This window comes from Brevibacillus nitrificans (assembly GCF_003710965.1).
Classification (GTDB): domain Bacteria; phylum Bacillota; class Bacilli; order Brevibacillales; family Brevibacillaceae; genus Brevibacillus; species Brevibacillus centrosporus.
The window spans coordinates 1-25520 of sequence record NZ_RHHU01000021.1 but is presented as its reverse complement, the minus strand read 5'-3'; the positions used below and the strand labels follow the sequence as shown (position 1 = coordinate 25520).

24 protein-coding genes and 1 pseudogene are annotated in these 25520 nt (G+C 50.1%); 6 read left to right on the top strand and 19 right to left on the bottom strand.

Annotated elements, in window-relative coordinates:
- Position 1: 1 nt before the first annotated feature.
- From EDM59_RS27840 to EDM59_RS27810, 6 genes are all read right to left on the bottom strand, one after another.
- The gene (locus EDM59_RS27840) at positions 2–460 is read right to left on the bottom strand and encodes a RidA family protein (RefSeq protein WP_122926625.1); all 459 of its coding nucleotides are present in this window, start codon (positions 458–460) and stop codon (positions 2–4) included.
- Between the two features lie 266 nt (positions 461–726).
- Positions 727–1596, bottom strand: coding sequence for a hypothetical protein (locus EDM59_RS27830; RefSeq protein WP_122926623.1), 870 nt, complete (start codon positions 1594–1596; stop codon positions 727–729).
- A gap of 49 nt (positions 1597–1645) precedes the next feature.
- Positions 1646–2794: a stalk domain-containing protein gene (locus tag EDM59_RS27825; protein WP_122926622.1), complete on the bottom strand. Its 1149-nt coding sequence runs from the start codon at positions 2792–2794 to the stop codon at positions 1646–1648.
- A 382-nt stretch (positions 2795–3176) separates the two neighbouring features.
- A complete protein-coding gene (locus tag EDM59_RS27820; RefSeq protein ID WP_122926621.1) occupies positions 3177–3947 on the bottom strand; it encodes a 3-hydroxyacyl-CoA dehydrogenase in 771 nt (256 codons plus the stop codon).
- Between the two features lie 150 nt (positions 3948–4097).
- Positions 4098–4811 carry an endonuclease/exonuclease/phosphatase family protein gene (locus tag EDM59_RS27815; RefSeq protein ID WP_122926620.1) on the bottom strand — a complete coding sequence of 238 codons (714 nt, stop codon included), beginning with the start codon at positions 4809–4811 and terminating at the stop codon, positions 4098–4100.
- 17 nt (positions 4812–4828) lie between these two features.
- On the bottom strand, positions 4829–6541 hold the full coding sequence (locus EDM59_RS27810; RefSeq protein ID WP_122926619.1) for a sigma 54-interacting transcriptional regulator: 1713 nt from the start codon (positions 6539–6541) through the stop codon (positions 4829–4831).
- Between the two features lie 186 nt (positions 6542–6727).
- Between EDM59_RS27810 and EDM59_RS27805 the strand changes: the two genes are divergently transcribed.
- Positions 6728–8254 (top strand): alpha/beta hydrolase domain-containing protein, encoded by a 1527-nt coding sequence (locus EDM59_RS27805; protein ID WP_246011279.1) that lies wholly within the window; start codon positions 6728–6730, stop codon positions 8252–8254.
- Positions 8255–8322: 68 nt separating this feature from the next.
- On the opposite strand, the gene EDM59_RS27800 is transcribed toward EDM59_RS27805, so the two are convergent.
- The 3 genes from EDM59_RS27800 to EDM59_RS27790 form a co-directional block, all read right to left on the bottom strand.
- Positions 8323–8961 (bottom strand): FusB/FusC family EF-G-binding protein, encoded by a 639-nt coding sequence (locus tag EDM59_RS27800; RefSeq protein WP_122926618.1) that lies wholly within the window; start codon positions 8959–8961, stop codon positions 8323–8325.
- 155 nt (positions 8962–9116) lie between these two features.
- Positions 9117–9380, bottom strand: a complete 264-nt coding sequence (locus EDM59_RS27795; protein WP_122926617.1) for a CD3324 family protein — start codon at positions 9378–9380, stop codon at positions 9117–9119.
- Positions 9381–9672: 292 nt separating this feature from the next.
- Positions 9673–10563 carry a fumarylacetoacetate hydrolase family protein gene (locus EDM59_RS27790; protein ID WP_122926616.1) on the bottom strand — a complete coding sequence of 297 codons (891 nt, stop codon included), beginning with the start codon at positions 10561–10563 and terminating at the stop codon, positions 9673–9675.
- A gap of 182 nt (positions 10564–10745) precedes the next feature.
- Between EDM59_RS27790 and EDM59_RS27785 the strand changes: the two genes are divergently transcribed.
- Complete coding sequence (locus tag EDM59_RS27785; RefSeq protein ID WP_122926615.1) at positions 10746–11858, top strand: N-acetylmuramoyl-L-alanine amidase family protein; 1113 nt, start codon at positions 10746–10748, stop codon at positions 11856–11858.
- A gap of 249 nt (positions 11859–12107) precedes the next feature.
- Here EDM59_RS27785 and EDM59_RS27780 read toward each other — a convergent pair whose 3' ends face one another.
- Together EDM59_RS27780 and EDM59_RS31260 are read right to left on the bottom strand one after the other, a co-directional pair.
- A complete protein-coding gene (locus EDM59_RS27780) occupies positions 12108–12587 on the bottom strand; it encodes a YbaK/EbsC family protein (protein ID WP_122926614.1) in 480 nt (159 codons plus the stop codon).
- Positions 12588–12618: 31 nt separating this feature from the next.
- Complete coding sequence (locus EDM59_RS31260; RefSeq protein ID WP_183193067.1) at positions 12619–12771, bottom strand: cupin domain-containing protein; 153 nt, start codon at positions 12769–12771, stop codon at positions 12619–12621.
- Positions 12772–12887: 116 nt separating this feature from the next.
- Between EDM59_RS31260 and EDM59_RS27775 the strand changes: the two genes are divergently transcribed.
- On the top strand, positions 12888–13709 hold the full coding sequence (locus EDM59_RS27775) for a DUF6492 family protein (RefSeq protein WP_122926613.1): 822 nt from the start codon (positions 12888–12890) through the stop codon (positions 13707–13709).
- 44 nt (positions 13710–13753) lie between these two features.
- Here EDM59_RS27775 and EDM59_RS27770 read toward each other — a convergent pair whose 3' ends face one another.
- The 3 genes from EDM59_RS27770 to EDM59_RS27760 form a co-directional block, all read right to left on the bottom strand.
- On the bottom strand, positions 13754–14545 hold the full coding sequence (locus tag EDM59_RS27770; RefSeq protein ID WP_122926612.1) for an SDR family NAD(P)-dependent oxidoreductase: 792 nt from the start codon (positions 14543–14545) through the stop codon (positions 13754–13756).
- Between the two features lie 177 nt (positions 14546–14722).
- Positions 14723–15730, bottom strand: coding sequence for an AraC family transcriptional regulator (locus tag EDM59_RS27765; RefSeq protein WP_122926611.1), 1008 nt, complete (start codon positions 15728–15730; stop codon positions 14723–14725).
- A 252-nt stretch (positions 15731–15982) separates the two neighbouring features.
- Positions 15983–17173 (bottom strand): acyl-CoA dehydrogenase family protein, encoded by a 1191-nt coding sequence (locus EDM59_RS27760; RefSeq protein ID WP_122926610.1) that lies wholly within the window; start codon positions 17171–17173, stop codon positions 15983–15985.
- A 185-nt stretch (positions 17174–17358) separates the two neighbouring features.
- Between EDM59_RS27760 and EDM59_RS27755 the strand changes: the two genes are divergently transcribed.
- The 3 genes and pseudogenes from EDM59_RS27755 to EDM59_RS31525 all read left to right on the top strand — a co-directional run bounded on the left by EDM59_RS27755 (position 17359) and on the right by EDM59_RS31525 (position 19279).
- Positions 17359–18249 carry a LysR family transcriptional regulator gene (locus EDM59_RS27755; RefSeq protein ID WP_122926609.1) on the top strand — a complete coding sequence of 297 codons (891 nt, stop codon included), beginning with the start codon at positions 17359–17361 and terminating at the stop codon, positions 18247–18249.
- Positions 18164–18757 (top strand): annotated as a pseudogene (locus tag EDM59_RS31530) (GNAT family N-acetyltransferase); the annotation flags it as partial. The gene EDM59_RS27755 and the pseudogene EDM59_RS31530, both read left to right, overlap by 86 nt.
- Before the next feature lie 108 nt (positions 18758–18865).
- Positions 18866–19279, top strand: a complete 414-nt coding sequence (locus EDM59_RS31525; RefSeq protein ID WP_281274598.1) for a GNAT family N-acetyltransferase — start codon at positions 18866–18868, stop codon at positions 19277–19279.
- Between the two features lie 281 nt (positions 19280–19560).
- On the opposite strand, the gene EDM59_RS27745 is transcribed toward EDM59_RS31525, so the two are convergent.
- The 5 genes from EDM59_RS27745 to EDM59_RS27725 form a co-directional block, all read right to left on the bottom strand.
- Positions 19561–20214 carry a TetR family transcriptional regulator gene (locus EDM59_RS27745; protein WP_122926608.1) on the bottom strand — a complete coding sequence of 218 codons (654 nt, stop codon included), beginning with the start codon at positions 20212–20214 and terminating at the stop codon, positions 19561–19563.
- 173 nt (positions 20215–20387) lie between these two features.
- Complete coding sequence (locus EDM59_RS27740; RefSeq protein ID WP_122926607.1) at positions 20388–22040, bottom strand: peptide ABC transporter substrate-binding protein; 1653 nt, start codon at positions 22038–22040, stop codon at positions 20388–20390.
- Between the two features lie 85 nt (positions 22041–22125).
- A complete protein-coding gene (locus tag EDM59_RS27735) occupies positions 22126–23499 on the bottom strand; it encodes a M20/M25/M40 family metallo-hydrolase (RefSeq protein ID WP_122926606.1) in 1374 nt (457 codons plus the stop codon).
- Between the two features lie 35 nt (positions 23500–23534).
- A complete protein-coding gene (locus tag EDM59_RS27730; protein WP_183193065.1) occupies positions 23535–23957 on the bottom strand; it encodes a Rieske (2Fe-2S) protein in 423 nt (140 codons plus the stop codon).
- A gap of 17 nt (positions 23958–23974) precedes the next feature.
- Positions 23975–25093 (bottom strand): amidohydrolase family protein, encoded by a 1119-nt coding sequence (locus EDM59_RS27725; RefSeq protein ID WP_122926604.1) that lies wholly within the window; start codon positions 25091–25093, stop codon positions 23975–23977.
- Positions 25094–25520: the final 427 nt, after the last annotated feature.

Genomic DNA, 25520 nt, shown 5'->3' with positions numbered 1-25520 from the left:
CCTATCGTTGGACTGCAATCATGAAATCAATTTCAACTGGCGTATTCCCGGGCAGCTCGGCCGCTCCTACGGCTGTTCGCGCGTGACGCCCCTGCTCGCCAAAAATCTGCTCCAACAGCTCGGATGCAGCGTCAATCACCTGCGGCTGCTGATTAAATCCATCTGTCGACTGCACGTATCCTGTCACTTTCAATACCCGTTCCACTCGGTCTAGACTGCCAATCTCCGCTTCCAGGCTGCTCAGCCCTTTTAACACGCAGATTTTAGCCAGCTCCCTCGCCTGCTCGATGGTTACGTCCACTCCTACTTTACCGACGTAGGGGAGCTTTCCGTCTACTCTCGGCACCTGCCCGCTGACATAGGCGATTCCTTCATGAACGACGACTGGAACATACTGATACAGGGATGGCACCGGTTCGGGCAACTCCAGTCCCAATTCTCGCAATCTTTCTCGGATCATAGCAGCCTCCTTTATTCGGATGTCTGAATGTTCTGCTTGGCATTTCCTTCTTATTATAGATGGAAAAAGGAGTAAAAAGCGATGAAAAGCTTCCATTCTGTTCCCATGCATATGGTAATTGCTCAATTAGAATCCGGTAGGACCTATCTGCTTAAGAGTGTCGTCACTGGCGGTCCGAATGCAGGGAACGCAAACATAGTTACGTACACTGCACATTCATCCATCAACGTACCCTTTGGGAGACATAAGGGTACACTTTAAATCATCTACCACGTGGAAAGCTCTGTTCGTTTCCACTTGTTCGGTGCGACGCAGACATAGACATAATTGCTGTCCCATGCGATCTCCCCGACGTTGCCCGGAGCTGACGAGGAGGCGGGAGCGGCTGATTGGCGGATTCGAATGCGATCCCCATCCACGTCCAGCTTAGTTGTAGGATCGGCACTGCCAATCCCGACATTGCCAGTCTTGCGGTTAATCGAGAAGGGGGTGTCGATCTCCTCCCCGGTATCCGAATAACGGATAATATGAAAGTTCGATCCGGCGTTTGCTCCCGTTTCATTCGTACTATCTGCTCGCAGCGTCCATCGCGGACTCGTTACATTTCCATCTGAGGTCTTGGCAAACTGCACATCGCGATTCACTCCATCCGAACCGGCCATTCGCAGGAGTCCATCTACCACATTCAAATTGGATGAATGCGTCCGGATTTCTGCTACGTCTTGATCAAAGGGAATCTCAAATCTGGTAAAAAGCTGGTTCGCATTCTTGCCTGTTGGCGACATGGTGGTTTCGATCGATAGATGGTTGTGGTCCTCTTGATTCGGATCATTAGCCTTGGCATGGGACACGATGGCCGTTTTATCCTTACCTGTTTCATCTACCCAGGAGATTGCCGGTTTTGCCCGGTCTGCCGTCCACTGCAGACGAATCAGATCAGATAAATGCCCCTGAGAGGATACCCATTGTTGATCCGTAGAGAGATGGAATCGCTGGTTGTGCGGAACCTCAATTCCTCCCCCTGGCAATGCTGAGCCCGTGAACTGACTCTCCGTTGCGCTAGCGTTCATATGAACCACACCTATAATCCCAAAAGTCAGTCCGAGTGCCAGTGATACGGCTAGTAGAACTTTCATCTTCTCAGTCCCCCATCTGCTCGTTGTTTTTTAGTATCGTCACCCTCTTCTACTTCGCGGCAAGTGACACTCCATCGATCGTGTTGACTGGCAAGATTTTATCTCTGCCCAAGCTCGCCACATAAGCGAGCACCTGCTCCAGTAGTGCTGGCTTTATTTCATACAAATCCTGGTTATCCGGGTCGATGCCGTGCAGCATGATGATGCACCACTGCTTGTTTTTGACAGCCTCATCGATTCGCAGCTTGATTTGCTCAAACGTCATTTCGTTGGTCACAGCGATTGCGGTATGGAGCCAGAGTTTGTCGACTGCTGAAATGTCGTTCTGCAGATGTTCAAAATTTCTCGCTGCCTGGTAGTATTTTTTCACGGCAGCTTTTACGCGCTCATCATACATGGAAAAGGGAATCCCGATCGTCTGCACCTTGGGGACGATTCTCTCCAACACCGCTTTGCTTTCTCTCAATTCAAAATCCAAATCCTCGTCTGAGAGAGTCGTCAACCCATCCTGGTGAGAATAGCTGTGAGAACCGATCTCGACCCCGCGCTCGTGCATTTCCTTGATTTGATCGGCATCGAGATACATCGTTTGCGCGCCGTCTTTGATCTTTCCGGCGATGACGTTGTCCGTTGCCGGGATCCCGTATTTTTCGTGCAGCGGCAAGGCAAAATCGTAGAAGGTGTCCAAGCCGTCGTCGTACGAGAACGTAATCATGGCTTGTCCACGAAAGTCCTTTGCTGTTGGATTGACGATCTTGTTCGTTATCGATACGGATCTTCGGGAGTCACTCCATTGAATTCCACTCCCTAGACCCTCCGCCAATTCCCGAGCGGGTACCCATGCTCTCCCATTTATGATTTGGGGTGGGACTGGGGAATCTACCTTTTTTCCGTTAATGACGAGCTGCATCGTAGGAGAGGTAGATTCGTTTTTGCTCCCCTCAGCTGCCCTGTCCACCTCTGGTTCTCCCGTGAAAACGTAAACCGTGCGCCGGGATGCATCCCATTTCACGACAGCTCCCATCTCCTCTGCCACTTCACGCACGGGAACGAGAGCTCTCCCTTTTTTGATTTTCACCGAGTCACTTGCATGTCCCGCTTGTCCGTTCAGCACAAGTGTAGTGGGAGGTGCGGCAGATGCTACCGCAGCTGAAGAAACAATCGCTCCTGCAAGCATCCCTGATATGATCTTGCGCATCTCACTCCTCCTAACCAGGCTAATCCGTGCCTTGTCTCTTTCAGGCAGCAACCTTTTTCGCAAACTTTTCCATACGCTTATATAAACGTGAACTTAGGGACGATTTGTTGCACACAATTTGCCAAATGCCGGCGAATCGTGGCAGCATCCTTGATTCCTCAAGCTTTTCACACCAATAAAAAAACCTCTATCGAGGCCTGCTCAAGGAGGAGCGACCGCGTTTTAGTGGAAAGTTTTACCGAAGGAATGCCAGAAGCAGACGCTGAGGCACTTCGTCATGCGCTCCAGAATTCATAAGCATTACGCTTATCAATTCTTATACGTTAAAAAAAGGGACGGTCTCTCTTTCCCTCTACTGCGAGGTGAGAAACGTCCCTATGTTTTATTTTGGCTGCATGCGAATCGCTCCGTCCAGTCGAATCGTCTCTCCGTTGAGCATGACATTTTCGATGATGCTCTGCACCAGCATTGCAAATTCAGTCGGATTCCCCAAGCGTGGCGGGAAAGGAATGGTTGCGCCTAGCGCTTCTTTTGCCGAGCGAGGGAGCTTGTCGAACAGCGGTGTATCAAAAAGACCCGGAGCGATGGTCATCACGCGAATACCGTAGGGGGCCAGATCACGCGCGATCGGCAGCGTCATGCCGACGATCCCTGCCTTGGACGCACTGTATGCGACCTGCCCTACTTGCCCATCAAAAGCTGCCACGGATGCCGTATTGACAATTATCCCACGCTCGCCATGCTTGTTCGGCTCATTGCCTGCCATCTGCTCCACAGCCAAGCGAATAACGTTAAACGTGCCGACCAGATTGACGTTGATCACTCTTGAGAACGACTCCAGTGGATGGGGACCGCTTCTCGATAGCGTCTTTTGCGCAGCAGCGACTCCCGCACAGTTAATGGCTACGTGAATCGTACCAAAGTTGCCTGTCGCTTGCTCGATGGCCTCCCGCACGCTTCCCTCACTCGTCACATCCGTGGGAATAAACATCGCGTTTTCTTTTCCGAGCTCCTCGGCCAATGACTGCCCCGCTTCCGGGGCAAGGTCCAAAATCGCAACCTTTCCCCCACACCGCACCAGACTCCTCACCGTTGCTTCTCCCAGACCGGAGGCTCCACCCGTTACAATGGCTACTGCATTTTGAATCTCCATGCCATTCTCTCCCTTCTGGTTATCCGCATTTCCAAAACGAATGTCTGTCTGAAGCCCGCATAGATTGTGCTCGCTCTCTTTAGCTTATTACCATCCCTTCCCAGTTATCTCTAGAAAGTTCAACCAGCAATGCGGTCCCTTTCAGCCTTTTCATACCCGCTCCCCAACCTTTACCGCCACCGGCACATGGTCGCTCCATTCCCGCCACTCTTCGTATGTCCCTATTTGAACGGACTCTACTCGCTCGATCCACTCGACAGGCAGGAAGCAAAAATCGATATGGTAGCCCTTCTCCCGATGGTGATGAAAATAGTAGGTCGGAACAGATTCCTTGCCATGTTCCTCCTGAAAAAAACAGTGGTACGTACTTTCTACCCCGTACTCCTTCAGCATTTGGACGACTGCCGTATGGTTTCCGACACGCGGGAGAGCATCCCAAATGGCGTTGCTGTTTAAATCCCCTACTACGAGACAGGTTTCCTTTTGCAAAAGCATCTGGTACTGCTCCAGAGCCAAGAACAGCTGCCCGATATAGCCCTGCTTTCTATCTTTGTGATCCTTTGTCCAAACGGCCAACAGCGTGAAAGACTCCAAGCCTGTCACGCAGATAGGAACAACCCAGCGAAACCGTGGGTCGTAGGCAGGATGAACGGTAAGTGAATACGCGGAAGTACTGAATACACCGAGTCCTTTGTGCAGATTGTCGCCAAACCAGAGAGCGTTTGGGAACAGGGAAGTGTGTTTATCACCTAGCCGCTCTAGTGATTCGCACTCCGAAATGACAGCGATCTCGGGGCAAAACGGCGCAAGCTTCTCGACTTTTTTGCGAAAGGCCTGCCGGCAGTTCCATGCGACGATGTTCATCCATGATCTCTCCTCGCCTAGGTAACATCCATCCCCAGCTTCTCCAGCTTCCGATACAGGCTCGCCCGATGGATCCCCAGCAGGCTCGCTGCCTTTACCTTATTCCCCTCAGCCTTCTCCAATGCCATGGCGAGCACCTTCTTCTCTGTCTTGGCCAATTCTGCCTCCAGATCCAGTGTCAGACTCTCTCCGTTGACTACGACCTTTCTCTCCTGCAAATAAGCCGGCAGATGCTCTGTCTCAAGCACCCCGTGATCGGCCAGCTGGATCGCTCTCTCCAGCACATTGTGCAGCTCCCTGACATTTCCCGGCCAGCTGTGGGAGAGAAAGACGTCCTCCACTCTTGGGCCGAGCCCTGTCACGGATGTATACAGCTCGCGATTCAGCTTCTGGATCAGGTGCTGTGCCATCGCGATGATGGAACCAGTCTGTACGCGAAGGGGTGGGATGCTAATCGTAAAAACATTGAGTCGATAGTACAAATCTTCGCGAAAACGTCCCTCCTCCATCAGCTTTTCCAAAGGACGATGCGTCGCTGCAATCACCCGGAGATCGACTTGTGTGGGACGAGTGGCCCCGATCCTCTCTACCTCTTTTTCCTGGAGCACCCGCAGCAGCTTTACCTGCATATCCAGCGGCATATCCCCGATCTCATCCAAAAACAGCGTACCGCCATGCGCCAGCTCGACCTTGCCTGGCTTGCCTCCTTTTCGCGCTCCAGTGAACGCTCCATCCTCGTACCCGAACAGCTCGGCTTCCATGAGGTCTTTTGGGATCGCCGCGCAATTGACTCGGACAAACGGGCCTTCCGCACGGGCACTGACACCGTGGATCGCCTGCGCAAACAGTTCTTTTCCTGTGCCGCTCTCCCCCAGAATGAGGATGGAGGAGCGCGAGGAAGCCACTTTTTTTGCCAAATGGATCGTCTCTTTCAACAAATGGTGATCCGCAAAAATCGAATCAAAGGAATACCGGGTCCCGACTACCCGCTTCAGCTCCTGACGGTAGTAATCCAGCTTCCGCTCCATGATGTTGTAGCGATCCACCATGCTGCGCAGCTCACGCAGGTCGTTGAAAATCACTTTTCCCATCGCGCCAATAATCTTGTCGTCCTCGCGCATCGGCATGCGGCTCACGATGATGTCCCGATTTCCCACTCTCATCAGGTGTCCGAGCTCTGCTTTCCCCGTCACCATGACTTGAGGCATTCTGGTATTCTCGATCACTTCGGTAATCGGTTTTCCAATCGCCTCTTCCATCGTCGTTTCCAGAAAATCGCAGTACGCTTGGTTGATCATCGTGACGATTCCGTTTCGATCGCACATCACGATACCGTCATACAGCTGCTCGACCAGCTCCCGAAACTGATGGAGCTCCCGTTCTTGCTCCGAAATTTTCCGCGTCGCCGCCTCATAGGAGGTAATATCCTGAAAGACAGAAATGGCGCCGATGATTTCGCCTTCCTCTACATAAGGAATCCGGTCCACGAGCAGCGTTTTATCGCCGAAACGGATTTCCACCCGCAAGCTCGCTCTGCCATCCCGTATGACCTGCATGATGTCTGCACCCGGTGTAATTCTCGAGACGTGATGCTGCCTGACTTCCGAGAGCCTCAGGCCCAGTAGCTGACAGCCAACCTGATTGACGTGAAGAATCATTCCCTCCCGATCGATGATCATCATGCCGATTTGCAGCGAATCGAGAAAACGAAGGAATTGGGGGGTGAGCATATACGTACCTCCTCGTCGCAACTGTAGCAAAAATACGTCATGTCGCAAAAAAGCATCATTCTGTATGCTGCACTTTTGCGACACTCCTGGTTTAAGGGCGCATGAAACCTATCCATTTCAATTCGGTACGATCCTTGCTTTTCCTAGCAGGACAATGGAACCGCTTTCAACAAAAAGGAGGAACGTATGAAAAGAAACTGGATGTCCCACTCGCTCGCTGCTCTGCTGCTCTCTACCCTTGTCATTCCATCCTATCCCGTCACCCAGGTCCATGCTGCCTACTCTCCCGTCATCCCCGGCGCACACAGTGTGACCGTGACCCCATTTGACGGAAAAGCGGAAAACTGGCTCACCACGAAAAATCCGTTGCAGTATGCTGCCGCGACCCAGTTTGGCAACATCGGGCTCGCTCCGTACACATGGGGCTCAAAGGATGATCAGAGCGGCTGGTATCGCATGTACCAGCCCGCCGAGGTAGCTGGAACGCAGGTCAATGGCATGTTTGAGGATGCAAAATTCGTCATCCGCGTCCCCGCCGAGTGGAATGGAAAGCTCGTCGTCGCAGGCATTCCAGCCACACGTAACGAAACCTCCACCGATCTTTTATTCAGTGACTATGTACTGGAAAAGGGCTTTGCCTTTGCTGCCATCGATAAAGGCACACAGGGTGAGATCGATCCGAACGATCCCTTAGCCAAAAACAAAAACGCGCTCGTGTCCGAGGAGGATTCCCTCCGTGAATGGAACCTCCGCTATCGTCAGGTAACCAAAGCGGCGCAAGCTTACTTGGCCAGCCATTATTCTGACCAGCTTATTTCAAGCAAGGACAGGAAAAACCCTGCCAGCAAGCTCGTTTCCAAAAACCATCCGGTCCCTACCTATGCCGTGGGTATCTCCAACGGCGGCTACGTCGTCCGCTACGCCTTGGAAAATGACGATCCGAAAAAGACAAAGGAGCCAAAGCTCTACGATGGAGGCGTAGACTGGGAAGGCGTCCTGTGGCGTGCGAAAGAAGCCAATCTCATCTCGACATTGACCCCTGTTGTCAATCATGCCCAAGCAGCCATTTTCGGCTCTGGTGCAGAAAAGGAAAAGGCGGCAGAAGCCCTGTACGCTGCCGGCGTCCCCAAGGGCTCTGAAAAGCTGTGGGCCTACCATGATCAGGTCTACTGGTTTATCAGCCTGAATATTTACCGGGACGAGTTTGATCCAAAGGCACCACGCCATCTGGACTGGCGCGACTATTTGCATTTCGATCAAAATGGGCTGCGCGACCGCAGTCATGACGACGTATTTGCAAGCTACGATTACTTCAAAAGACCGAGCAGTGTGAAAAACAACGTCGCCGCGATCGAGAACACAGGAAATATCAACGTTCCTCTCATTACGGTTGCCGGCTCCTGGGACACCCTCATCTTCCCTGATGTGCATGCAAAAGGATATGAGGAGCTCGTGAAAAAAGCCGGGAAAGGAGATTTGCATCGCCTGTACATGGTTGAGAAAGGAAATCACGTCGACAGCCTCGTCTGGAGCAAATCGGACCCGGATCAAGAGCTGCAGCCCCTTCTCCCCTATGTCCATCAGAGCTTTGACATGCTGATCAAATGGGTGGAAGAAAACGAGAAGGCACCAAAGAGCAAGACCATTCCTACCCCACAAGACAACACGCAGGTCATCGATCTGGAGACAGGGAAAGAAATCCAGCCTTACTAGGGACACTCTGAGAAAGAAAGAAGACCGAGCTTGCTGACATCAGCGCTCGGTCTTCCTTTTTACTGTTTTTACTGCGTCATCATCCGGACAAAATCGTCCAGCTTTTCGATCATGGTAATCTGCTGATTGCAGGATTGACTGTCTTGGCATACATAGTTCCCTCGTTTGAGATAAGAACCGTCACCCGAGCTTTTGATTTCCGTAATAAACATGCCCACTTCATCCAATCGGTTGCAAATCGCACACATTCCTTTTTGGTTCATGGGGGTAAACGTACCGTTAAAGCCGACCAGCTTCCCTTGGTACTCGGCGATGACGAATTTCTTTTGCGTTCCGTCATCCTGCCAGCTGACGTAGGAATGCTCTTGCAGATTCAAGTCTTTGATAGACGGCGCCTTGAGCTTTTTCGCTTTAGGAAAAAGCTTTTTCAGCGTCTGATCGGTAATGACGGGAAACGGGTTGACGTATGGCATCAGCTCGGACAAATACCGCTTCACATCTGCCGCCTCGGCAATCTGGGCAATCGGATAAAGAAGCTGCTGCTGCTCCTCGCTCAGCACGGGAAACAGGTTTGCCACGTTTTCTTTGGCGATATCCTTGCGTGCCCGGTGTACGCTCGCATCGCTGCTGGAGGAAAGTCCATTCAGCAGGATCTTGGTTTGCGCTTTTATATAATTGTATTGATAGCTCTTCATAAAGGGGGTCATTCTTCTCACTCCTGTTCCTGTGTGCGTGTTTGCTCTTTTAGACTACACGCTCCGCGCAAGGCTCGAAAGGGAGAAGACGATTGGGAAATAATCTTGGCATACACAAAAAAGCACTGTGCGCATCTAACGCATACAGTGCTTTTATCCTTTTGGGTTCATTTCGTATACACGATTTTTTTGATCGTCTCCACAGAAAGGCAATGCTCGACAGCCAGCTGATCAATGGAGCTTCCACATGAAAAAGCCGTTTTGATCGCACGGTTGCGGTCATCAATCAGCTTCCTTCCACCTGAGCGGGTCCCCCACCTCTGGTAGGTACCCTCCGGCTTCGGAATGTAAATCGTCTCGCCTTGCACATATTTCTGGATTTCCTCGATCAGCTTTTCCGGTAGGATCGCGGTTGCATTCACATATTTCATTTCTGCCAGCCCCTTATTTTGAAGGAATAAAAATAAGGATGCAAAGCCAAATGAATGGAAATGCTCTACGCTCATGGGCGATAGTAAATCAGATTGTCCGCCCCATGCAAAGTATCGCCTCTTCCATTTCAGGCTTTGCATGAGTGGCTGCAGTATCCGGCAAACAAACGTGATTTGCCATCCCTTACACCTCCGTCGTTCGTGAAAAATGGCTGCTACGTGCTAGTATAATGCAAAACTGTGCCTTTTGCATCTCGTTCCTTTTTTCCATGTGTCAGCTGCACTTAGGCGCTTAGGCTTGGCAGAAAGTATTCGTCAGTCTCCCCAGCTTTTCGATTTCGACGGAGACGACATCCTGATCCTTGAGCCAAACCTGTTTCTCCACAGGAAGCCCCGTAATGACTCCCTCCGGTGTGCCTGTGAGGATCACGTCTCCCGGTAGGAGAGGGAAATGCCTGGAGATGTAGCTAATGATTTGGGAGCAAGAGAAGATCATATCGAACGTGTTGGAATTTTGACGCAGCTCCCCGTTCACATAGGTACGAATCTGGAGCTGGTCAGGATTACCTACTTGGTCGGCGCTGACGAGGTAGGGCCCGATCGGACAAAATTTATCGCAGGTTTTGCCCAAAAGCCATTGGGATGTCGCAAACTGCAGGTCACGAGCAGACACATCGTTGGCACTGCAATACCCGTACACGTAGGATAGCGCTTCCTCTTCTGTGACGTTGCTCGCCCGCTTCCCGATGACGATCGCAAGCTCTGCTTCGTAGTCGATCTTTTCGGATTCTTTCGGCAGCGGTACGTCCTCTCCATGCCCCGCCAAGGCGTTGGCAAACTTGCTGAACAAAATCGGGGTTTCCGGATAAGGCAGGTTGCACTCATCCGCATGTTTTCGATAGTTCAGCCCTACACAAACAATTTTCGAAGGCCTTGGTACGACTGGAGCGAGCTTCAACTCTTCTTCCTGCAGAAACAGGCTCTCGTCTTGGTATGCTGCATCTGTTAGCTTGTCCAGCAGCTGCCGACTTTTGTCCCCTCCGTCGATGAGTGCTTCGATGGTCACAGGCGCATCGCTCCACTCCGTAAATCGGCTGGCTGCCGCCTGTACGTCCAGAATGCCCCTCTCTGTGCGAACTCCCAGGGCAACCCCATCCTGCTTGTAAAATGAGACGGTAATCATGACTGAATCCCTCCTACTGTTAGACCTGCTCATTCGCAGATTCGGCATCCATCCACACAAGTCCTGCAACACGACCGTCTGGAACTTCCTTGTCCAATTCAGGAAGAAATGCCCTACACGAAACGGAAAAGGTTTCCTATAATGATCTGCAAAAGATTCCCATCCATTCGTGAGGAGAAGCCATGAAGAAGATTACTAGCAAAGCAGCTCTCATCACCGCCATGCTGCTATCCACCTCCCTGCCACTTCCCGAACAAACCTCTGCTGCATCCATGGACAACGCCATTGTTTTGGCTACTTCGTTGAATGTGCGCAGCGAGCCTGCCCAACAGGCAAGCATTGTAGGATCCCTTCCTTACGGTACCATCGTGTCCGTAAGTACAGAGTCATATGGATGGGCAAAAATCAGTGCAGGCAAAACAGCAGGATGGGTCGCCGGACATTATTTGAAGAACACGGACGGCGTGTCCAATCCTGCTCCCGCACCAGCCAGCAAGCCTGCTCAGAAGACGGGCTCCGTTTTAGCCGATGCCCTGCGGCTGCGGACCGGCCCCGGACTGGATCAAGGCGTGATTCGTGTACTGCCGATGAATACATCTGTCACGATCCTTGGTCAACAGAACGATTGGCTGCGTATCCGTCTAGCTTCCGGGGAAACGGGCTGGGTATCCGGAGCCTATATCGGTAACCAGAAAAGTGCTGCATCCGCTGCTTCCCAAGCCAGCCACTCCCAATCAGCCGGAAAGCCAGGTCTGAAAGGAAAGCTCATCGTCATCGATGCCGGCCATGGTGGAAGCGATGTGGGGGCCATTGGTACCAAATACGGCACATTGGAAAAGACGATCAACCTGCAAACCGCGAACAAGCTGGCCCAACTGCTCCGGCAAAAAGGAGCCGTGGTCGTCATGACACGAACAGGGAATGATGAAAACCCGGCGCTGCACGATCGGGTGAGTATCAGTGAACAAAAGGGAGCCGATGCCTTTATCAGCATTCACTACAACTCCTCCCCGAAGAAGGTAAACGGAACCCTGACCTTCTTCTATTCCGATCAAAAAGACAAGCCTTTAGCCCAAGCCATCGAAGAGCGCCTCGGACAGGTCTATGGAACCAAGAGCAATGGGATTTCCTTTGGCAACTACCACGTTCTGCGCGAAAACGATCAGCCCTCCGTCCTTCTCGAGCTGGGCTTTCTGACGGATGCCAAAGATGAGGCGCTGGTGCGCACAGCCGACTATCAGCAGCGCTCGGCGGATGCAATCGTGAAAGGGCTGAGTGACTACTTTGGAGAGTAGGTATTGAGAGCTTGCAGCAAAAAAGGGGAAAAGAGCGGATAGAGAGGAAGATAGCCAAATTCCCCTCAGACTTACCATAAGGGATAGCTTGCACAAGCATATCAGCACATAACGATTTGCAAATGACTCCACCGGGCTATGAAAGATGGCAAAAAGCAAAACGATTGGAACAAACAGCCTGGCCAAATAGCAAACCATCCCACCTACTGACGTGTGGGATGGTTCTTGTTTACTCCGTATGCGAATTCGCTATTTGATCGGCAATACTCGCCCGCCTGTCATTTTGACCAGCTCATCTGGCGTCAGTTGGAAAACGGCTTTCGGATGCCCTGCCGCTGCCCAGATCGTCTGGTACCGGAACAAATCCTCGTCCACGATCGTCTCAATCGCCTCCGTGTGGCCAACCGGCGCGACACCTCCTATGACAAAGCCCGTCCTCTCCCGTACGAAATCGGCATCAGCCTTTCCCAGCTCGTCCTGTACATACGTCGAGATGAGCTTTTCGTTTACACGGTTCACGCCGCTTGCCACGACGAGCAGGGGGCGCTCGGACTTTTTCAGGCGAAACAGGATCGACTTGGCTATTTGCGCAATCTCGCATTCGATAGCGCTTGCGGCCTCCTGCGCCGTTCGTGTGCTGTCCGGCAGTTCTACGACCTCATTGGTGTATCCCAGCTCTCGCAGCACATTCTGAACGCGCTGCGCACTCTCTTTCAAGCTCTGACTCACTTCGATTCCCTCCCCTTATGCTTTTGGTACATTACGCTTCCGGATAATGCATGATGACCTGTATCGTAGTTTCCTGCGCGGTCAGATTCTTGTAGCAGTGCGGAACATTGCCAGCAAAACGGATGGCCTCGCCTTGGCCCAGTGAAAAGGTCTCTTCCTTACACCCATTTCGCAGCTTCTCCATATATGTCTTATTCACCCCAAGAAAGAAAATCATATCCTATCTGGAAAGTCGGACACCCTAGCCTACCTGTTCAGACACGTATGATTGAAACTGCCTCGCGAAAAGGAGTTGGGACGTTGAGACGTTCAGCGAAAAGCGCCTTCAACCGCTCTATCAAAATTGATGTTCTGATCCCAGCTATTGAGAAAGACCTCAGCACTCTTCCCTATGTCATTGACAGTATCCGCAAGCAAGTGAAGCACCCCATCGGTAAAATTATGGTTGTATCGCCAGCAAGCAAGCGAATTCAGGCACTTTGCCGTCGTAAGAACTGCGCCTTCATCCATGAAAGACGTGTTCTGCCGATTACAAAGAAAGACATTCACTACCAAACCAAGCGCACAAATCGCTCAGGCTGGCTGCTCCAGCAATTGTTGAAGCTGGCGGGAGGAAGTTTGACCAAACGAAGGTATTATCTCGTGATAGACGCAGACACCATCCTCATCCGCCCTCATGTCTTTCTCGTCATGGGAAAAACCATTTTTTACTGCCGTAACTGGAGTCGTCCCGCGTATTTTCGCACCTATAAGAAATTGCTGGGGACCAAGCCAACCGCCTCGCGCTCTTTCGTTGCCCACTATATGCTGTTCGACAAATCGAAGCTCTCCCGGCTGAAGCGCAAAATTGAGTCCAGACATAAAACGAGGTGGTACTGGGCGATTATCAAGAAAACCAACAAACAGAGTTATGCTGGTTTTTCCGAGTTTGAAACGTACGGTAATTTCGTGAAAGCTCACTACCCCGGTCATTTCATGATAAGAAGTTCCCTGAATAAAAGCTTCTCTTCAAGACCGTCATCATTTTCTCGAAAAAGAATCATCAGACTGGCCCAGAAGTACAGGTCCATTTCCTTTCATAAACGCCGCTGGTATATCCGAAAGAGAGGCGTGAGAAAATGAAGAGCTGCTGGAGAAGATCCAGCAGCCTCTGATGTGATTTTCTGTTAAAAAATAGTTGGCACCATCCCTCCGTCCATACGGATTGGCGAACCTTTAAAAGCCGCTGCATATGGGCTGGAGAGAAATGCAACCAGCCTGCCTATTTCAAAAGGCCGGATAAACCGCTGTAATTCGGAGTGGGGCAGGTTTGCAGCCATAAATTGAATCTCTTTTTCCGAAAATGGCAGATCATCGGGAAACAAACGATCAATAATTTGGTAGACATTTTCAGAGAGCGTCGGTCCTGGCATGATTGTATTGCATGTGACTTCTGTTCCTCTCGTTAATTTAGATAGGCTTTTTGACAGAGATAATAGCATAGATTTCGTCATGCCATACTGCGGCATTTGACCTGAGGGCATAATCGCTTCTTCACTTGCTATAAAGATGATTCGTCCGAAATCGTTTTTCAGCATCCTTGTCAGGTAAAATTTGGATAAGCCATTAGCAGCAAGGACATTTGTTCGAAAGTACTTTTCCCATACTTCATCGCTGACGTCTTCATAGGACATGATTTCATAAATGCCCATATTGTTAACGAGGATATCCACAGAAGGATATTTCTCAAACAAAACTTCTCTCTGCTGCCTATCGACTATATCGGCGGTAGCGTTCTGAGGAGAAGTAGCAGGGAATTCCTCCTTCAATTCTTTTACGATTCGTTCTACCTCTTCCTGATTTCGTCCATTTACGAGGACATTGACACCTTCTCTGGCAAGCTCAATGGCAATTGCTTTTCCGATGCCCCTCGTCGATCCCGTTACGAAAGCCGTTTTGTTCCTTAATCCCATATCCATAACCCTTGTCTCCTTTGGTGTCATTCACGGCAAGCTGACTAGAAGTTGATCTGGGAACATCCTTGTGCCCCGGATAGGGATTATCGTACTTTGTCTGGATCGTTCGGTAACTAGCGCACAACGCCAAATTTCTTGCTTCACCCGCCAAGCATGCTTGGCATCGGGCAGGTCAACGAATCAACTCGGGTTTGAACCGAAATATGCGGTCCGCCAATTTGACGGGGTATCGCCTTCCCATAGTCGAAAGGCCCGGTAAAACGAGTTTTGATCCTCATATCCGATTAAGAACGCTACTTCTTTTATATCGAGCGTGGGGTCGGCCAAGTATTCGCGTGCCTTTTCATGTCGAGCCTGTGTTAGCAGCTTCTTGAATGTTGTGCGATCTTCCGTAAGACGACGCTGCAAAGTACGATCGCTCATGCTCAGCTCGCTCGCAACAGCTTGAATATCAAGGCGTCCTCCCATTAGACCTCGCTTCAAAATCCACTTGACCGTCTCAGCAAGGGAGGGGCTGCACTGTTCATCCAGGGATCGGTCCAATACGGGAGTCAGGATCTCTAGCAATTCTTTGTTATACGAAAGAAAGAGAAGGTCCAGATCGCTTCGCTGCAGCGTTAAGCGGTTAGCGGTAGCACCAATCCTTATCGGACACCCGAAGTAAGCTTCAAGGGCGGCTGCATCCCCCATCGAGTGAGAAAATTCTACGTACTGTGCAGTTATCGGCTTGCCCGTGCCACGTCTCCCAAGCTCTAGCAGAAAGGCTAACGTAGTTCCAACCAGCACGGGCGGTCCTGGTTGCTCGTTGCGTCCCCACTCCAATTCGATTGTACTGCGATCACCCTTCTCCGTTATACGCAAGCTTTCCGGTGGGCAGAGTCGTTTGTACCGAGCCATTCGATGAAGAGCGTCACGATAGTCACGGGCATGATACGTTGCTAAAACGGTCGGCGGGTAGTGTGCCGTCTCAAAGGCAGTTGCAAGCTGAATAATTCCGGCAGCCGTGTCACCCGAGAGATCGGCGTACGCTTGCCAGACGCTATAATATTGGGCAGTGGTGACTGCAGTTGGTTCTGTGAGGATGGTGAGGGGTAGGCGCGCTTTGCGAACGACATCGTATGGGTCAATCCCTAGTCGCTGCAATCCAGCCCAAAACCCCGCCGGGACATTCATACGGTTTGATCTCATACGTCTGGATCTCCTTTAGCTTCTGATCGCCTGTCTCTTGTGCAGACTATCCTACACCATCACATTCTAATAGGGAATACAAATGATCGCGGTCTTAACAGTTGGTATGAAAATACTGGCGCTGGCAGCGTCGTCATCCCCGTTGATGAAGAGCCTCATCATGAGTGAACCATGGGATTGATTGACACACAAAAGCGGTAGACCAGGGATCTTCCTTCCCCCGGACTACCGCTTTTTCCTTTCTCTCATCGATCAGGAAAGCTGTGCATCCTTTTCGTTCAAGGTCAATCCCAACTCCAGCTTGCCGAACATCTCCCCTAGGTGATCCATGTTAAAGGTGATGTGCATAGCCGATGCCTGGACATCTCTCCAGTAGCGTTGAAGAGGATGGGCTTCAAACATGCTGCCTGCGCCACTCGACTCCATCATGGTCTTCACGGCTTGGTTGCACAGCCTCGCTGTAAAGCCGTAATTTCGGCGTAAACGCAAGCGTTCGTACGTATCGATCGGCTCACCTGTTTCCAGTCTCGACAGTGATTTTTCAAACAGCGCTTGGGCTGCCTCCAGGGTCGCAGACACCTCCGCGACGCGAATTTGCTGATGGGTAAAGTCAGCCACCTTGGCATTTCGTACGGTGGACTTCCCTTTGATCCCATCTCTCCACAGCTCATAAGCCCCAATGCTTGCTCCCATCAGCGCGGACGCGAGACTCACGGGTATCACTGCATACAGCGGATGCTTGTACAGCCCATTGTCAGACAGCTGACTGCCCGGCCCTTCTCCCTTTTGGCACCAAGCCACCATATCAATCGTTCGATGCTCTGGAATAAAGACTTGCTGTACACGGAGATTGTTGCTTCCTGTTCCCTTTTGCGCGATCGTCTTCCAGGTGGGGAGAATCGTAAAATCGCTTTTGGGTACGAGCATCATCATCGCCTGCGAAGGTACGTCATGCTCACTGGAAGCCACGTGGGCAAAGATCATGGCCCAGTCACTGTGATCGATTCCCGAGGAGAAGCCCCATTCTCCTTCGACCATGTATCCTCCCTCTACCCGCACGACCCGATTGGCAGGCGAACCGCCAAAGGAAGAGGCAATACATGCATCCGGATCCTCTCCCCAAATGTCTCTTTGCGCCTCTTCCGGATAATAAGCGAGCATCCAGGAATGCAGCACCAGTAATCCAAAGCACCAGCCAGCGGCAGGATCGGCTTTTGCAATCTCACGTGTCGTTTGGTACATCGTGTCGATCCCCAGCTCAGATCCTCCCCACCGCTTGGGCATGAGCGCACGGATCAGTCCGGCATCGCGAAACGCCTGTATCGTTTCCTTTGGCTGACAGCGGAGCTCTTCAGAGAGCGCTGCCCGGGAGCGGATCGCCGGCAGCATTTCGCGGACTAGCTTCATCGCCTTCTCATGAGTAAGGGACTGTAAACGTTGCATCGTAATTTCCTCCCGACTATTGTGTCCTTATCAATCATGGTACACCTGGACACACGCAGAGCTGAAATATCCGTTCGTTATTCCGTTATAAGCTTTCCTTATTACAAACTTACTCAAAAGCGCCTCTGTGTTATGATAAAGCAAAGCTTCCCTTACTCTCTCGAAAATAGACACAGGAGGCACAGATGGACATCCGTCAGCTTCGCTATTTTATTGCCGTCGCCGAGCACTTGAATTTTTCCGAGGCCGCACGCAGCCTTTTCGTCGCTCAGCCCGCCGTTAGCCAGCAGATCGCGTATCTGGAAAAGAAGCTGGGCGTCAAGCTGTTCACCCGCAGCAAGCATTCCGTCGAGTTGACACTGGCTGGAACACTCTTTTTAAAAGATGCCCGCGAGATTGTGCAGCGCTTGGAGGAGTCAGTCGAGAACGTCCGTCTGGCAGAAGAAGGAATGATCGGAACGATTCGCATCGGTCTTTTGAGTGTTTCGGTACGGACGTTTCTCCCGCTGGTCGTGAGGTCCTTCCGCAAGAAATATCCCAACATCCACATTCATTTTGCTTTTTACAACGTAGGAGAAATCAACAAAAAGCTGGAGAGAGATGAAATCGATCTCGCCTTTACCCTCTCACACGGACTGGGCAGCATGAAAGGAATCGCTTACCAGAAGCTGTGGGCGCAGCCGTACTGTGTCATCCTGCCGCATGATCACAGGCTTGCAGCAAGCACTTCTCTGCGTCTTGTGCAGCTGGCCGCCGAGCCCTTCGTGATGCTGGATCGTGCACAGTCGCCACAGGGTTATGATCACATTTTGACACTTTGTGCAAAGCATGGCTTTTCCCCTGAGATCGTCAGCCATGCCTCTCGGATCGATGCTGTCATGCTCATGGTCGATGCCGGGATCGGGATTACGGTCCAATCCAAGCATGTTCAGATGTATGCGACTCCCAGCCTCCGCTTGATCGATCTGGAGGGGGACGGATACGAAGCTGATGTCGTCGCCTGCTGGAAGAACGACACCCCCAACCGTTCCATCGCCTTGTTTATGGAGGAAGTCGCCATGCAGCTGGAGAAATAGTGCACCGATTGTTTCTTTGTCAAAACGAAAGGCTGTGATTCCTATCGCTCATCATCTCTTTGTCGATGCGAGGATCGAAACCGAAAGACTCCTCCTTCGTCCCTATCAGCCCGATGATGCCCACGACTTGTTTCTAGCCGTATCAGGTCAGCATTTCTATGATTTCATCCCAGGCGAAAGCACCCCTACCTTAAAAGAGGTGCAAGGGATCATAGACTGGTCCATCTCCTGCTGCCAGCGCAACACCAAGGAGCAAATCCATAAATTCAATCTGGGTGTCATCTGCAAGGAAACCGATCGTCTCATCGGGTACTGCGGGCTCGGTCCCTACGATCTCGACCCTACGAAAATAGAAATCTATTACGGGATCTCGGAGCGCTATACGGGTCGGGGCTTTGCTACAGAAGCGGCAGCAGCCGTTCTTTCCTATGGACTGGATGTACTGGAGCTGGACGAAATCATCACCACTGTCCATCCGCAGAACCACGCCTCCCTACGGATTCTGCAAAAAATCGGAATGAGCTACTCTCACTCCCTGCATAACCTGCCCGAGGATTTTTCCGATTTTGAATCCTACAGTTATTACTCGATCAAAAGGGAAGGCCGCCCGCGGAAATTGCACATTTCCAGTGAAACGACGCAAGCCGATAAAGACTACGTGCGCAAAAAAATGTACGCATTCAATGCGGCACACTTCCCTGCCGAGCTGAAAGGGCGGTATCAGGAGGTCAATCTTTTCGTCAAGAATGCGCATGGAGAAGTTCTTGGCGGCTTGCTCGGTGAGATCTGCTGGAACTGGCTCGAGGTGCACTACTTATATGTGAGCGATGAGCTTCGCCAATCCGGTTACGGCAACAAGCTCATGCGGGAGGCAGAAAGAATCGCCCGGGAAAAACAATGTGACTTCATCAAGCTGGATACGCTGAGCTTTCAGGCATTGGATTTCTATCGCAAGCTGGGCTTTGAGGTGTACGGGCAGTTGCCTAATGCTGGAGGGTATACGCATTACTATTTGAAAAAGGATTTGTGAAGGGTTCGTAGACCGACTCTTGGTCAATCCGTTGTGGAGGGGAGGAAAAGGGAGCGTTTCGTAATAGAGCCACTTGCTGAGGGCCGTACCTCGACGGTTCCGTTACAAAAGCTGAACCCGCTTCCAAAGCGACACCTCAAGAATGCTCATTCCGAGGTGGACGCTAAGGGCAGGTTCAGCTTGTTGTTTTCCACCTCGGCCGCATCCCAAGTGACTACGCTTTTCCCCTTTTCCTCGATCAGTGTCCGGGATTCTCAAGCATAGTGGTGCTGGATTCTTTCTTATCGCTCCAGTATTTTCATGCTATTTCGGATATACAGCATGGTTTTTTGGATACCTTCTTGTATATCCATATCACGTCGTCTGTTTAATAGCGTAGTCATCATACCTTCCCAAATCAAGACCGCCATTTCGTTTGCTTCCTCAATCATTTGTTCGTCAATGTCGCTTTCTTTCTTGGCCATTTCTAGCATTTCCCGGCTACGCGAGACTAGATCAGGATTATACAGCAATGGCTTTATCTCCTCCGGGAACCCCAACAGTTCACTTGAATAGATGGAGAAATAATGTTCCAGCACTTCCTTGGGCTTTTTGCCTAAATCTGAGATGAAAATGGCATGGTAAATCTTTGGATTATGGAAGGAGTGCTTACAGAAGCATTCCCAGCTGAGAAGATATTTTTCCAAGTATGAATCGCTTTTCGCTAAATAATTGGGGAGGTCCTGCATATATTCATTTACGAATCGCATCGATGCGAAGTAGACCAGGTGAGATAACTCCTCAAAGTAATTGTAGATAGTAGAGCCTGTATACCCTGCTCGATCGGCGATCTTTCTCGCGGTTACATTCTCAAGCCCCTCTTCATTGATTATTTCCACGGTCGCATCCACGAAATACTGGAGCATTCGCTTGAGCTTCACCTCTTTGCGATTCATCGCTTCCTCTCCTTTTTAAAAACTTGAAGTGAATCGCGCCAATCAGCACGAATCCAGTGAAATTGTCCTTTTATCGTTCAAAACATTTCTACGCCAATTCATCGAAAAACAGCTGCCACGAAAAAACAACGTAGCAACTGTTTCCCTTTTCGGAGTACAGTGCAATCGCTTTGCTACTCCAAATATACCCCCTTTAAATCTGCTTTCCCTTGCATGTCGAATTGCGCATTTTTCACTTTATCCTTGATCATAGACAGACTGATATAATGATACAGGGGTAAAATAGGCATTTCATCCATCATGATCGCTTCTGCTTGGTTGAGAAGTGTCATCCGTTTGGCTGGATCCTGTTCCAAGTCAGACTGCTGCATCACCTTTGCAAAGTCGGCATTTTCCCATTTGGCAAAGTTGATGGCATTCTCTTTATTCTTGAAGCCTTCGATAAAGTTGGCTGGATCATTAAAGTCCGCAAACCACCCCATACGACCAACCTCAAATTTGCCTGTAGCCAAGTCGTCAAAGAATACTTTCTTTTCTTTGTTTTCTAACTTCACTTCTACACCCAAAACATGCTTCCATTGATCCTGAATCGCCACGGCTATTTTCTTATTCTGATCCCCCGTATCAAACGAGAGCGTAATTGGAGGAAGCGTGGTCAGTCCCAGCTCTTTTAGGCCCTCTGCCAACATCGTCTTAGCCGTATCCACATCATAATCCTTGAAGTAGCCTTCCGTCCGGTTGGATGTTTTCAATGGTGCCGCGCTCAATGCTGGAGCTTCGTTTGCCTGTGTGATGTTGTCAACGAGGAGCTGGCGATTGATCGCATACGCAAGTGCCTTGCGAATTTTCGCATTATTGAAAGGTGGCTTTTCGGTGTTGAAGACGTACCAATACGTACCTGCAATTTGATTTGCCTTTTGCTCACTGGACTCCTTCAGGGCTGGGATTGCGTCGGTCGGTAGTGAACTGAATGGCTTTCCCGCCCAATCCAGTTCGTCATTATCATACATAGAAAGCTCCGTATTCTCGTCTTCGATCATGGAAAATTCTACTTTTTCCAATTTGACTGCTTGCTGATCCCAATAATTTGGGTTCTTCGCCATAACCATCTTGCTCTTGTGTTCCCAGGTTTCCAACTTAAACGGACCATTGCTTACATGAGTCGATGCCTCCGATGCCCATTTTGCATTTTCCGTGTCCACTTTTTGGTTGATAGGCATATACGGGATGAGCGAGGTAGCCTGCAGGAAATAGGGCGTTGGGATTTCCAGTGTAACCTGCAGCGTTTTGTCATCCAGCGCTTTTACTCCTACGTCATCCGCCGTTGCTTTCCCGCTGTTAAACTTGGTTGCATTTTTAATATAGTACAACAGATAAGCATTTCCAGCTGCTGTTTTCGGATCAAGCACGCGTTTCCACGCATATTCGAAATCATGTGCCGTTACCGGATCGCCGTTGCTCCATTTTGCATCTCGAAGTGTGAATGTGTATGTTTTTTTATCCTCAGACAGCTCCACTTTCTCAGCTGCTGCATTCACATAGGTTCCGTCTGGACTATACCGGGTCAACCCCTCATAAAGCTGAAGCAGCAGGTTACTGGAGATCATGTCTGCGCCTATTCCCGGATCCACGCTCGCCGGCTCTCCCTGCATATTCATGTGCAGAACTTGTTCTACCTTTGGCTTTTCCCCCGCCGTCGGTTGACCCCCTGAATTCTCAGTGTTATTTGTAGCTGGCTGGCTCGTTTGCTGGCTTGCACCACATCCAGCCAATAATACTCCCAATATGGCAAAAGTGCTAATAACAAATGACGCTCTCTTTTTCATCAAAATCCCCCCATTCTCTTTTGTTGTCTCGAATTGATTCCCAGTCCAAATGAGGCGAATATCTCACCATATGAAAAGGGACAATTTAATTCGATTCTTCTTTACCATACGTCACGAACAATTCAATCATATAGCGAATGGCTTGCTCAAAATCGGCAAGGCGAATCGATTCGTTCGGAGCGTGAATTCGGTCATCCCACCAACTGCATCCAATGGATACGATCGGCTGCTCCATACCTAAAAACTCTCCAAATTGGCTCATCGGTCCGGAGCCACCAAAGTTTGGCAAGAGCGCGATGTTGTTTTCGCCGTAAACTTTTTCGGCCGTTTTGATCGCAGTACGTACAAATGGATGGTTAACATCCGAGCGAAACGGCAGGAGACCGTTCAGCATGTGAGCTTGTATGTCGCCAAATCCATGTATTTCCAGATGCCGGCTAATTTTGTTCGCAATATCTTCCGGTGTTTGTCCAGGAACGAGCCTGCAGTCCAGCTTTACTTGCGCACGCTTTGGAAGCACAGTTTTGGTTCCTTGGCCGTTGTATCCGCTTTCGATTCCGCAAACCGTCATGGTAGGCTCGAACAAAAAGGCGTCCCGAGCATTGCTTTCCTCTGCAATGAGTGGGCGCTTCAGTCCGAATATCTCCTTTGCCCCTTTCGCATCAAAAGGATACGCTTTGGACCACGCCAGCAGTTCTTCTGTTGGAGGGATGATATTGTCGTAGAAGCCTTCCACGGTAATCCGGTTATCAACGCTGCGCATCGTAGCGAGTGCCTGGATCAAGCGCCACGCCGGATTGTCAAATACAGATCCATATTGGGAGTGGACATCGATATCCGATCCTTCACACTCAAGCTGCATGTAACACATCCCTTTTACACCCATAATCATTTCAATCTGGTCTGCTTTATTCTTTTGACTCCACTCCCAGATGGTTGCATCGGCTTTGAACAGATCGGCGTGCTTTTCCAGCACTTGGCTCAAGGTTGGCGAACCAATCTCCTCTTCGCCTTCAATCATGAATTTTACCCTGCATGGAAGACCTCCATTTTTCTGCAAAATAGAGATGGCTTGCAGCCGCACGATGAGATCCCCTTTATTGTCAGAGACTCCGCGAGCATACATTTTTCCGTCGTGAATTTCTGCTCCAAACGGAGGATACAGCCATTCCTCAAGTGGTTCCGGTGGTTGAACGTCATAATGGTTATAAAACAGGATCGATTTATTCGGGTTCCCATTTGCAGACGGTTCAAAAACGGCATAGATGACGGGATTGCCCCCACAATCATCCAGCACCTTCCATTCACCTTGTGCTTCTTGAATGAATTCCTTCAAAATCTCCACTGTCTCCAAAATCCCTTTTCCCTGGGCGCTGATACTCGGCTGCTGGCTGTAGCGCTGCAAGGCAGCAATGGCTTCTGACATTTGTTCGTTCACAAGGTTTTCCCAATTCTTCATCGTAAGGACCTTCTTTCCTCATTATTTTTGATGGTTTATCGACTGAAGCAGACGAATTCTCTGCGGCATACTTCCTTCGGTTCCCTGTCGAGATACAGCACGATTTCTCCCGCTTCCTCTGCGATTTCGTACGCCTTGATCGACACCTGATCCGGGGCAAATAGCGATTTTCCTGTCTTCATATCAAACTCCCACCCGTGCAGTGGACAAGCAATCAGCTCATTATGGCGACCATAGATGTATTCCTGCGGATTGGAAGGAAGCTGGGTTCCACAGACTGCCCCATAGATCATAGATACCCCTTGATGTGGACACTTGTTGCGGAATGCGTAGTAGCTTCCAGCCACGTTGAGCAAAGCAATGTCAACCCCATCAACCTCAAGAAGTTGGCGATCGCCGTCCTGCAGCTCCTGCGCCGAGCAAGCAACAATCCGGCTTTTGGATATGCTTGTTCCCATTTCTTCACACCTCTCCATCACGATAGCCTGTAAGACGCAAGCGCATTTTTATAGAACACCTTCTCTTTCAGCTCTTTCGGGAAGTGCACGAAAGCCCGGTCAAATTCATCACCGTCCCAATGCGGGTAATCGCTGCAAAAGAGAAGCATGTCTTCCGCCTTCATCATCTCAATGAGCTCGACCAGATCCTTTGGACGGAACGGTTCCTCGATGGGTTGCGTTCCGAGACGGATGTTTTGTCTGATATATTCGCTTGGCAGTCTTTTTACCCAGGGTATCTCGTGTCTGAGCGCCTTCCAGTTCTTATCGAGTCTCCACATGACCGATCCGATCCAGGACACACCGTATTCAATGAAATTCACTTTCAGGTTGGGGAATTTTTCAAAAACCCCTTCACATACAAGACTGATGACATTTCGTGCCCCAATCAGCCCAAGCGCCGAATGCCATTCCATATACGTGGAAGCAGGACCTACGCCGAAGCTGGCTGCGTATTCTCCCGTCCCTTCTGTGTCCGGGTGCAAAACGATTGGCAATTGGTACGCTTCTGCAATCTCATAAATAGGCCAAAAATGACGTTTGCCCATCGGAATATTTACGCAATGCATGTTAATTCCGACAATCTCTGGCCGTTTTCCGATTCGTTCAATTTCCTTCACAGCCTGAACCGGATCCAACGGAGTGATCTCCATGGTCATCCGGTATCTCGAGTCGCTTTTTACCCATTTGTCCAGCAACCAGTCATTGACAGCCGAAGTATATTTCGCTGCGACCTCGACATTGTGATAGGCCGCCATCGTTCCATGACCCACATTCAAGATTCCAATGCTTGTGTTGCAGCGGTCAAACAAATCCTTTGCCAGAAATTTCGGGTCTGTACCCGGAACGTCTCCGCTAGGCGGTAATGCATCCGCACGCAATGGACTATTCAGTGGATTTGCATAGGCAGATGTCGGAAACAGAAAAGCTCCACCATTCTGCTTCGTCAATCCTCCTTTGCTAAACATCCCAATGTTCATGTACCGCTGGATGGATTCATCCAAGTACGGAACCAGCTCAGAAAAGTCGCTCAAAAATGGGTGGACATCGCAATCGATTAGGCTTGTTGTTGGAAAGGTTGGGGGGTTCGTTTCCATAGGTTTCACTTTCAAAGTTATTTGCACCTCACAACACCGAAATATTTTTTATATTATAAAAATATGAACGTGTTTTATAAATGAACACCGTCATTTATTAAGCAAATCATATATTCCGTTGGATTAATTGTCAATTAATTTATTTAATTCTGTTATTTCCTTTGTTTAGCTAACGATTAACGAGCGAAGGACACAGCCCCGCTACCACATTCCTCGGCCGGTGTTTGGTTTTCCAACGAGATTCCCTTTGGGAGGGGATAGCTTAGCGCTAATTTCGCCTGATGGAGCAGATGCCGTCAGGCAAATTTTTGTGTTTTTCAGCAGCAAAAAAGCCATTCCTTTACGGAATGGCTTTTTCATTCATTCAAAACTGAATCTGCATGTTTGCTAAGATGTGTGGGTAAGTCCTCGACCGATTAGTATTCGT

Bases quoted from the DNA above. Each gene is read 5' to 3' on its own strand.
- EDM59_RS31260 (WP_183193067.1), bottom strand. From the start codon at position 12,771: ATGGAGAAGCTGCGAAATGGGTGTAAGGAAGAGACCTTTTCACTGGGC.
- EDM59_RS27760 (WP_122926610.1), bottom strand. From the start codon at position 17,173: ATGCAACGTTTACAGTCCCTTACTCATGAGAAGGCGATGAAGCTAGTC.
- EDM59_RS27825 (WP_122926622.1), bottom strand. From the start codon at position 2,794: ATGCGCAAGATCATATCAGGGATGCTTGCAGGAGCGATTGTTTCTTCA.
- EDM59_RS27805 (WP_246011279.1), top strand. From the start codon at position 6,728: ATGAAAAGAAACTGGATGTCCCACTCGCTCGCTGCTCTGCTGCTCTCT.
- EDM59_RS27735 (WP_122926606.1), bottom strand. From the start codon at position 23,499: ATGAAGAATTGGGAAAACCTTGTGAACGAACAAATGTCAGAAGCCATT.
- EDM59_RS27745 (WP_122926608.1), bottom strand. From the start codon at position 20,214: ATGAATCGCAAAGAGGTGAAGCTCAAGCGAATGCTCCAGTATTTCGTG.
- EDM59_RS27755 (WP_122926609.1), top strand. From the start codon at position 17,359: ATGGACATCCGTCAGCTTCGCTATTTTATTGCCGTCGCCGAGCACTTG.
- EDM59_RS27800 (WP_122926618.1), bottom strand. From the start codon at position 8,961: ATGACCCCCTTTATGAAGAGCTATCAATACAATTATATAAAAGCGCAA.
- EDM59_RS27725 (WP_122926604.1), bottom strand. From the start codon at position 25,093: ATGGAAACGAACCCCCCAACCTTTCCAACAACAAGCCTAATCGATTGC.
- EDM59_RS27840 (WP_122926625.1), bottom strand. From the start codon at position 460: ATGATCCGAGAAAGATTGCGAGAATTGGGACTGGAGTTGCCCGAACCG.
- EDM59_RS27830 (WP_122926623.1), bottom strand. From the start codon at position 1,596: ATGAAAGTTCTACTAGCCGTATCACTGGCACTCGGACTGACTTTTGGG.
- EDM59_RS27815 (WP_122926620.1), bottom strand. From the start codon at position 4,811: ATGAACATCGTCGCATGGAACTGCCGGCAGGCCTTTCGCAAAAAAGTC.
- EDM59_RS27820 (WP_122926621.1), bottom strand. From the start codon at position 3,947: ATGGAGATTCAAAATGCAGTAGCCATTGTAACGGGTGGAGCCTCCGGT.
- EDM59_RS27770 (WP_122926612.1), bottom strand. From the start codon at position 14,545: ATGGATATGGGATTAAGGAACAAAACGGCTTTCGTAACGGGATCGACG.
- EDM59_RS27785 (WP_122926615.1), top strand. From the start codon at position 10,746: ATGAAGAAGATTACTAGCAAAGCAGCTCTCATCACCGCCATGCTGCTA.
- EDM59_RS27765 (WP_122926611.1), bottom strand. From the start codon at position 15,730: ATGAGATCAAACCGTATGAATGTCCCGGCGGGGTTTTGGGCTGGATTG.
- EDM59_RS27730 (WP_183193065.1), bottom strand. From the start codon at position 23,957: ATGGGAACAAGCATATCCAAAAGCCGGATTGTTGCTTGCTCGGCGCAG.
- EDM59_RS27795 (WP_122926617.1), bottom strand. From the start codon at position 9,380: ATGAAATATGTGAATGCAACCGCGATCCTACCGGAAAAGCTGATCGAG.
- EDM59_RS27790 (WP_122926616.1), bottom strand. From the start codon at position 10,563: ATGATTACCGTCTCATTTTACAAGCAGGATGGGGTTGCCCTGGGAGTT.
- EDM59_RS27810 (WP_122926619.1), bottom strand. From the start codon at position 6,541: ATGCTCACCCCCCAATTCCTTCGTTTTCTCGATTCGCTGCAAATCGGC.
- EDM59_RS27740 (WP_122926607.1), bottom strand. From the start codon at position 22,040: ATGAAAAAGAGAGCGTCATTTGTTATTAGCACTTTTGCCATATTGGGA.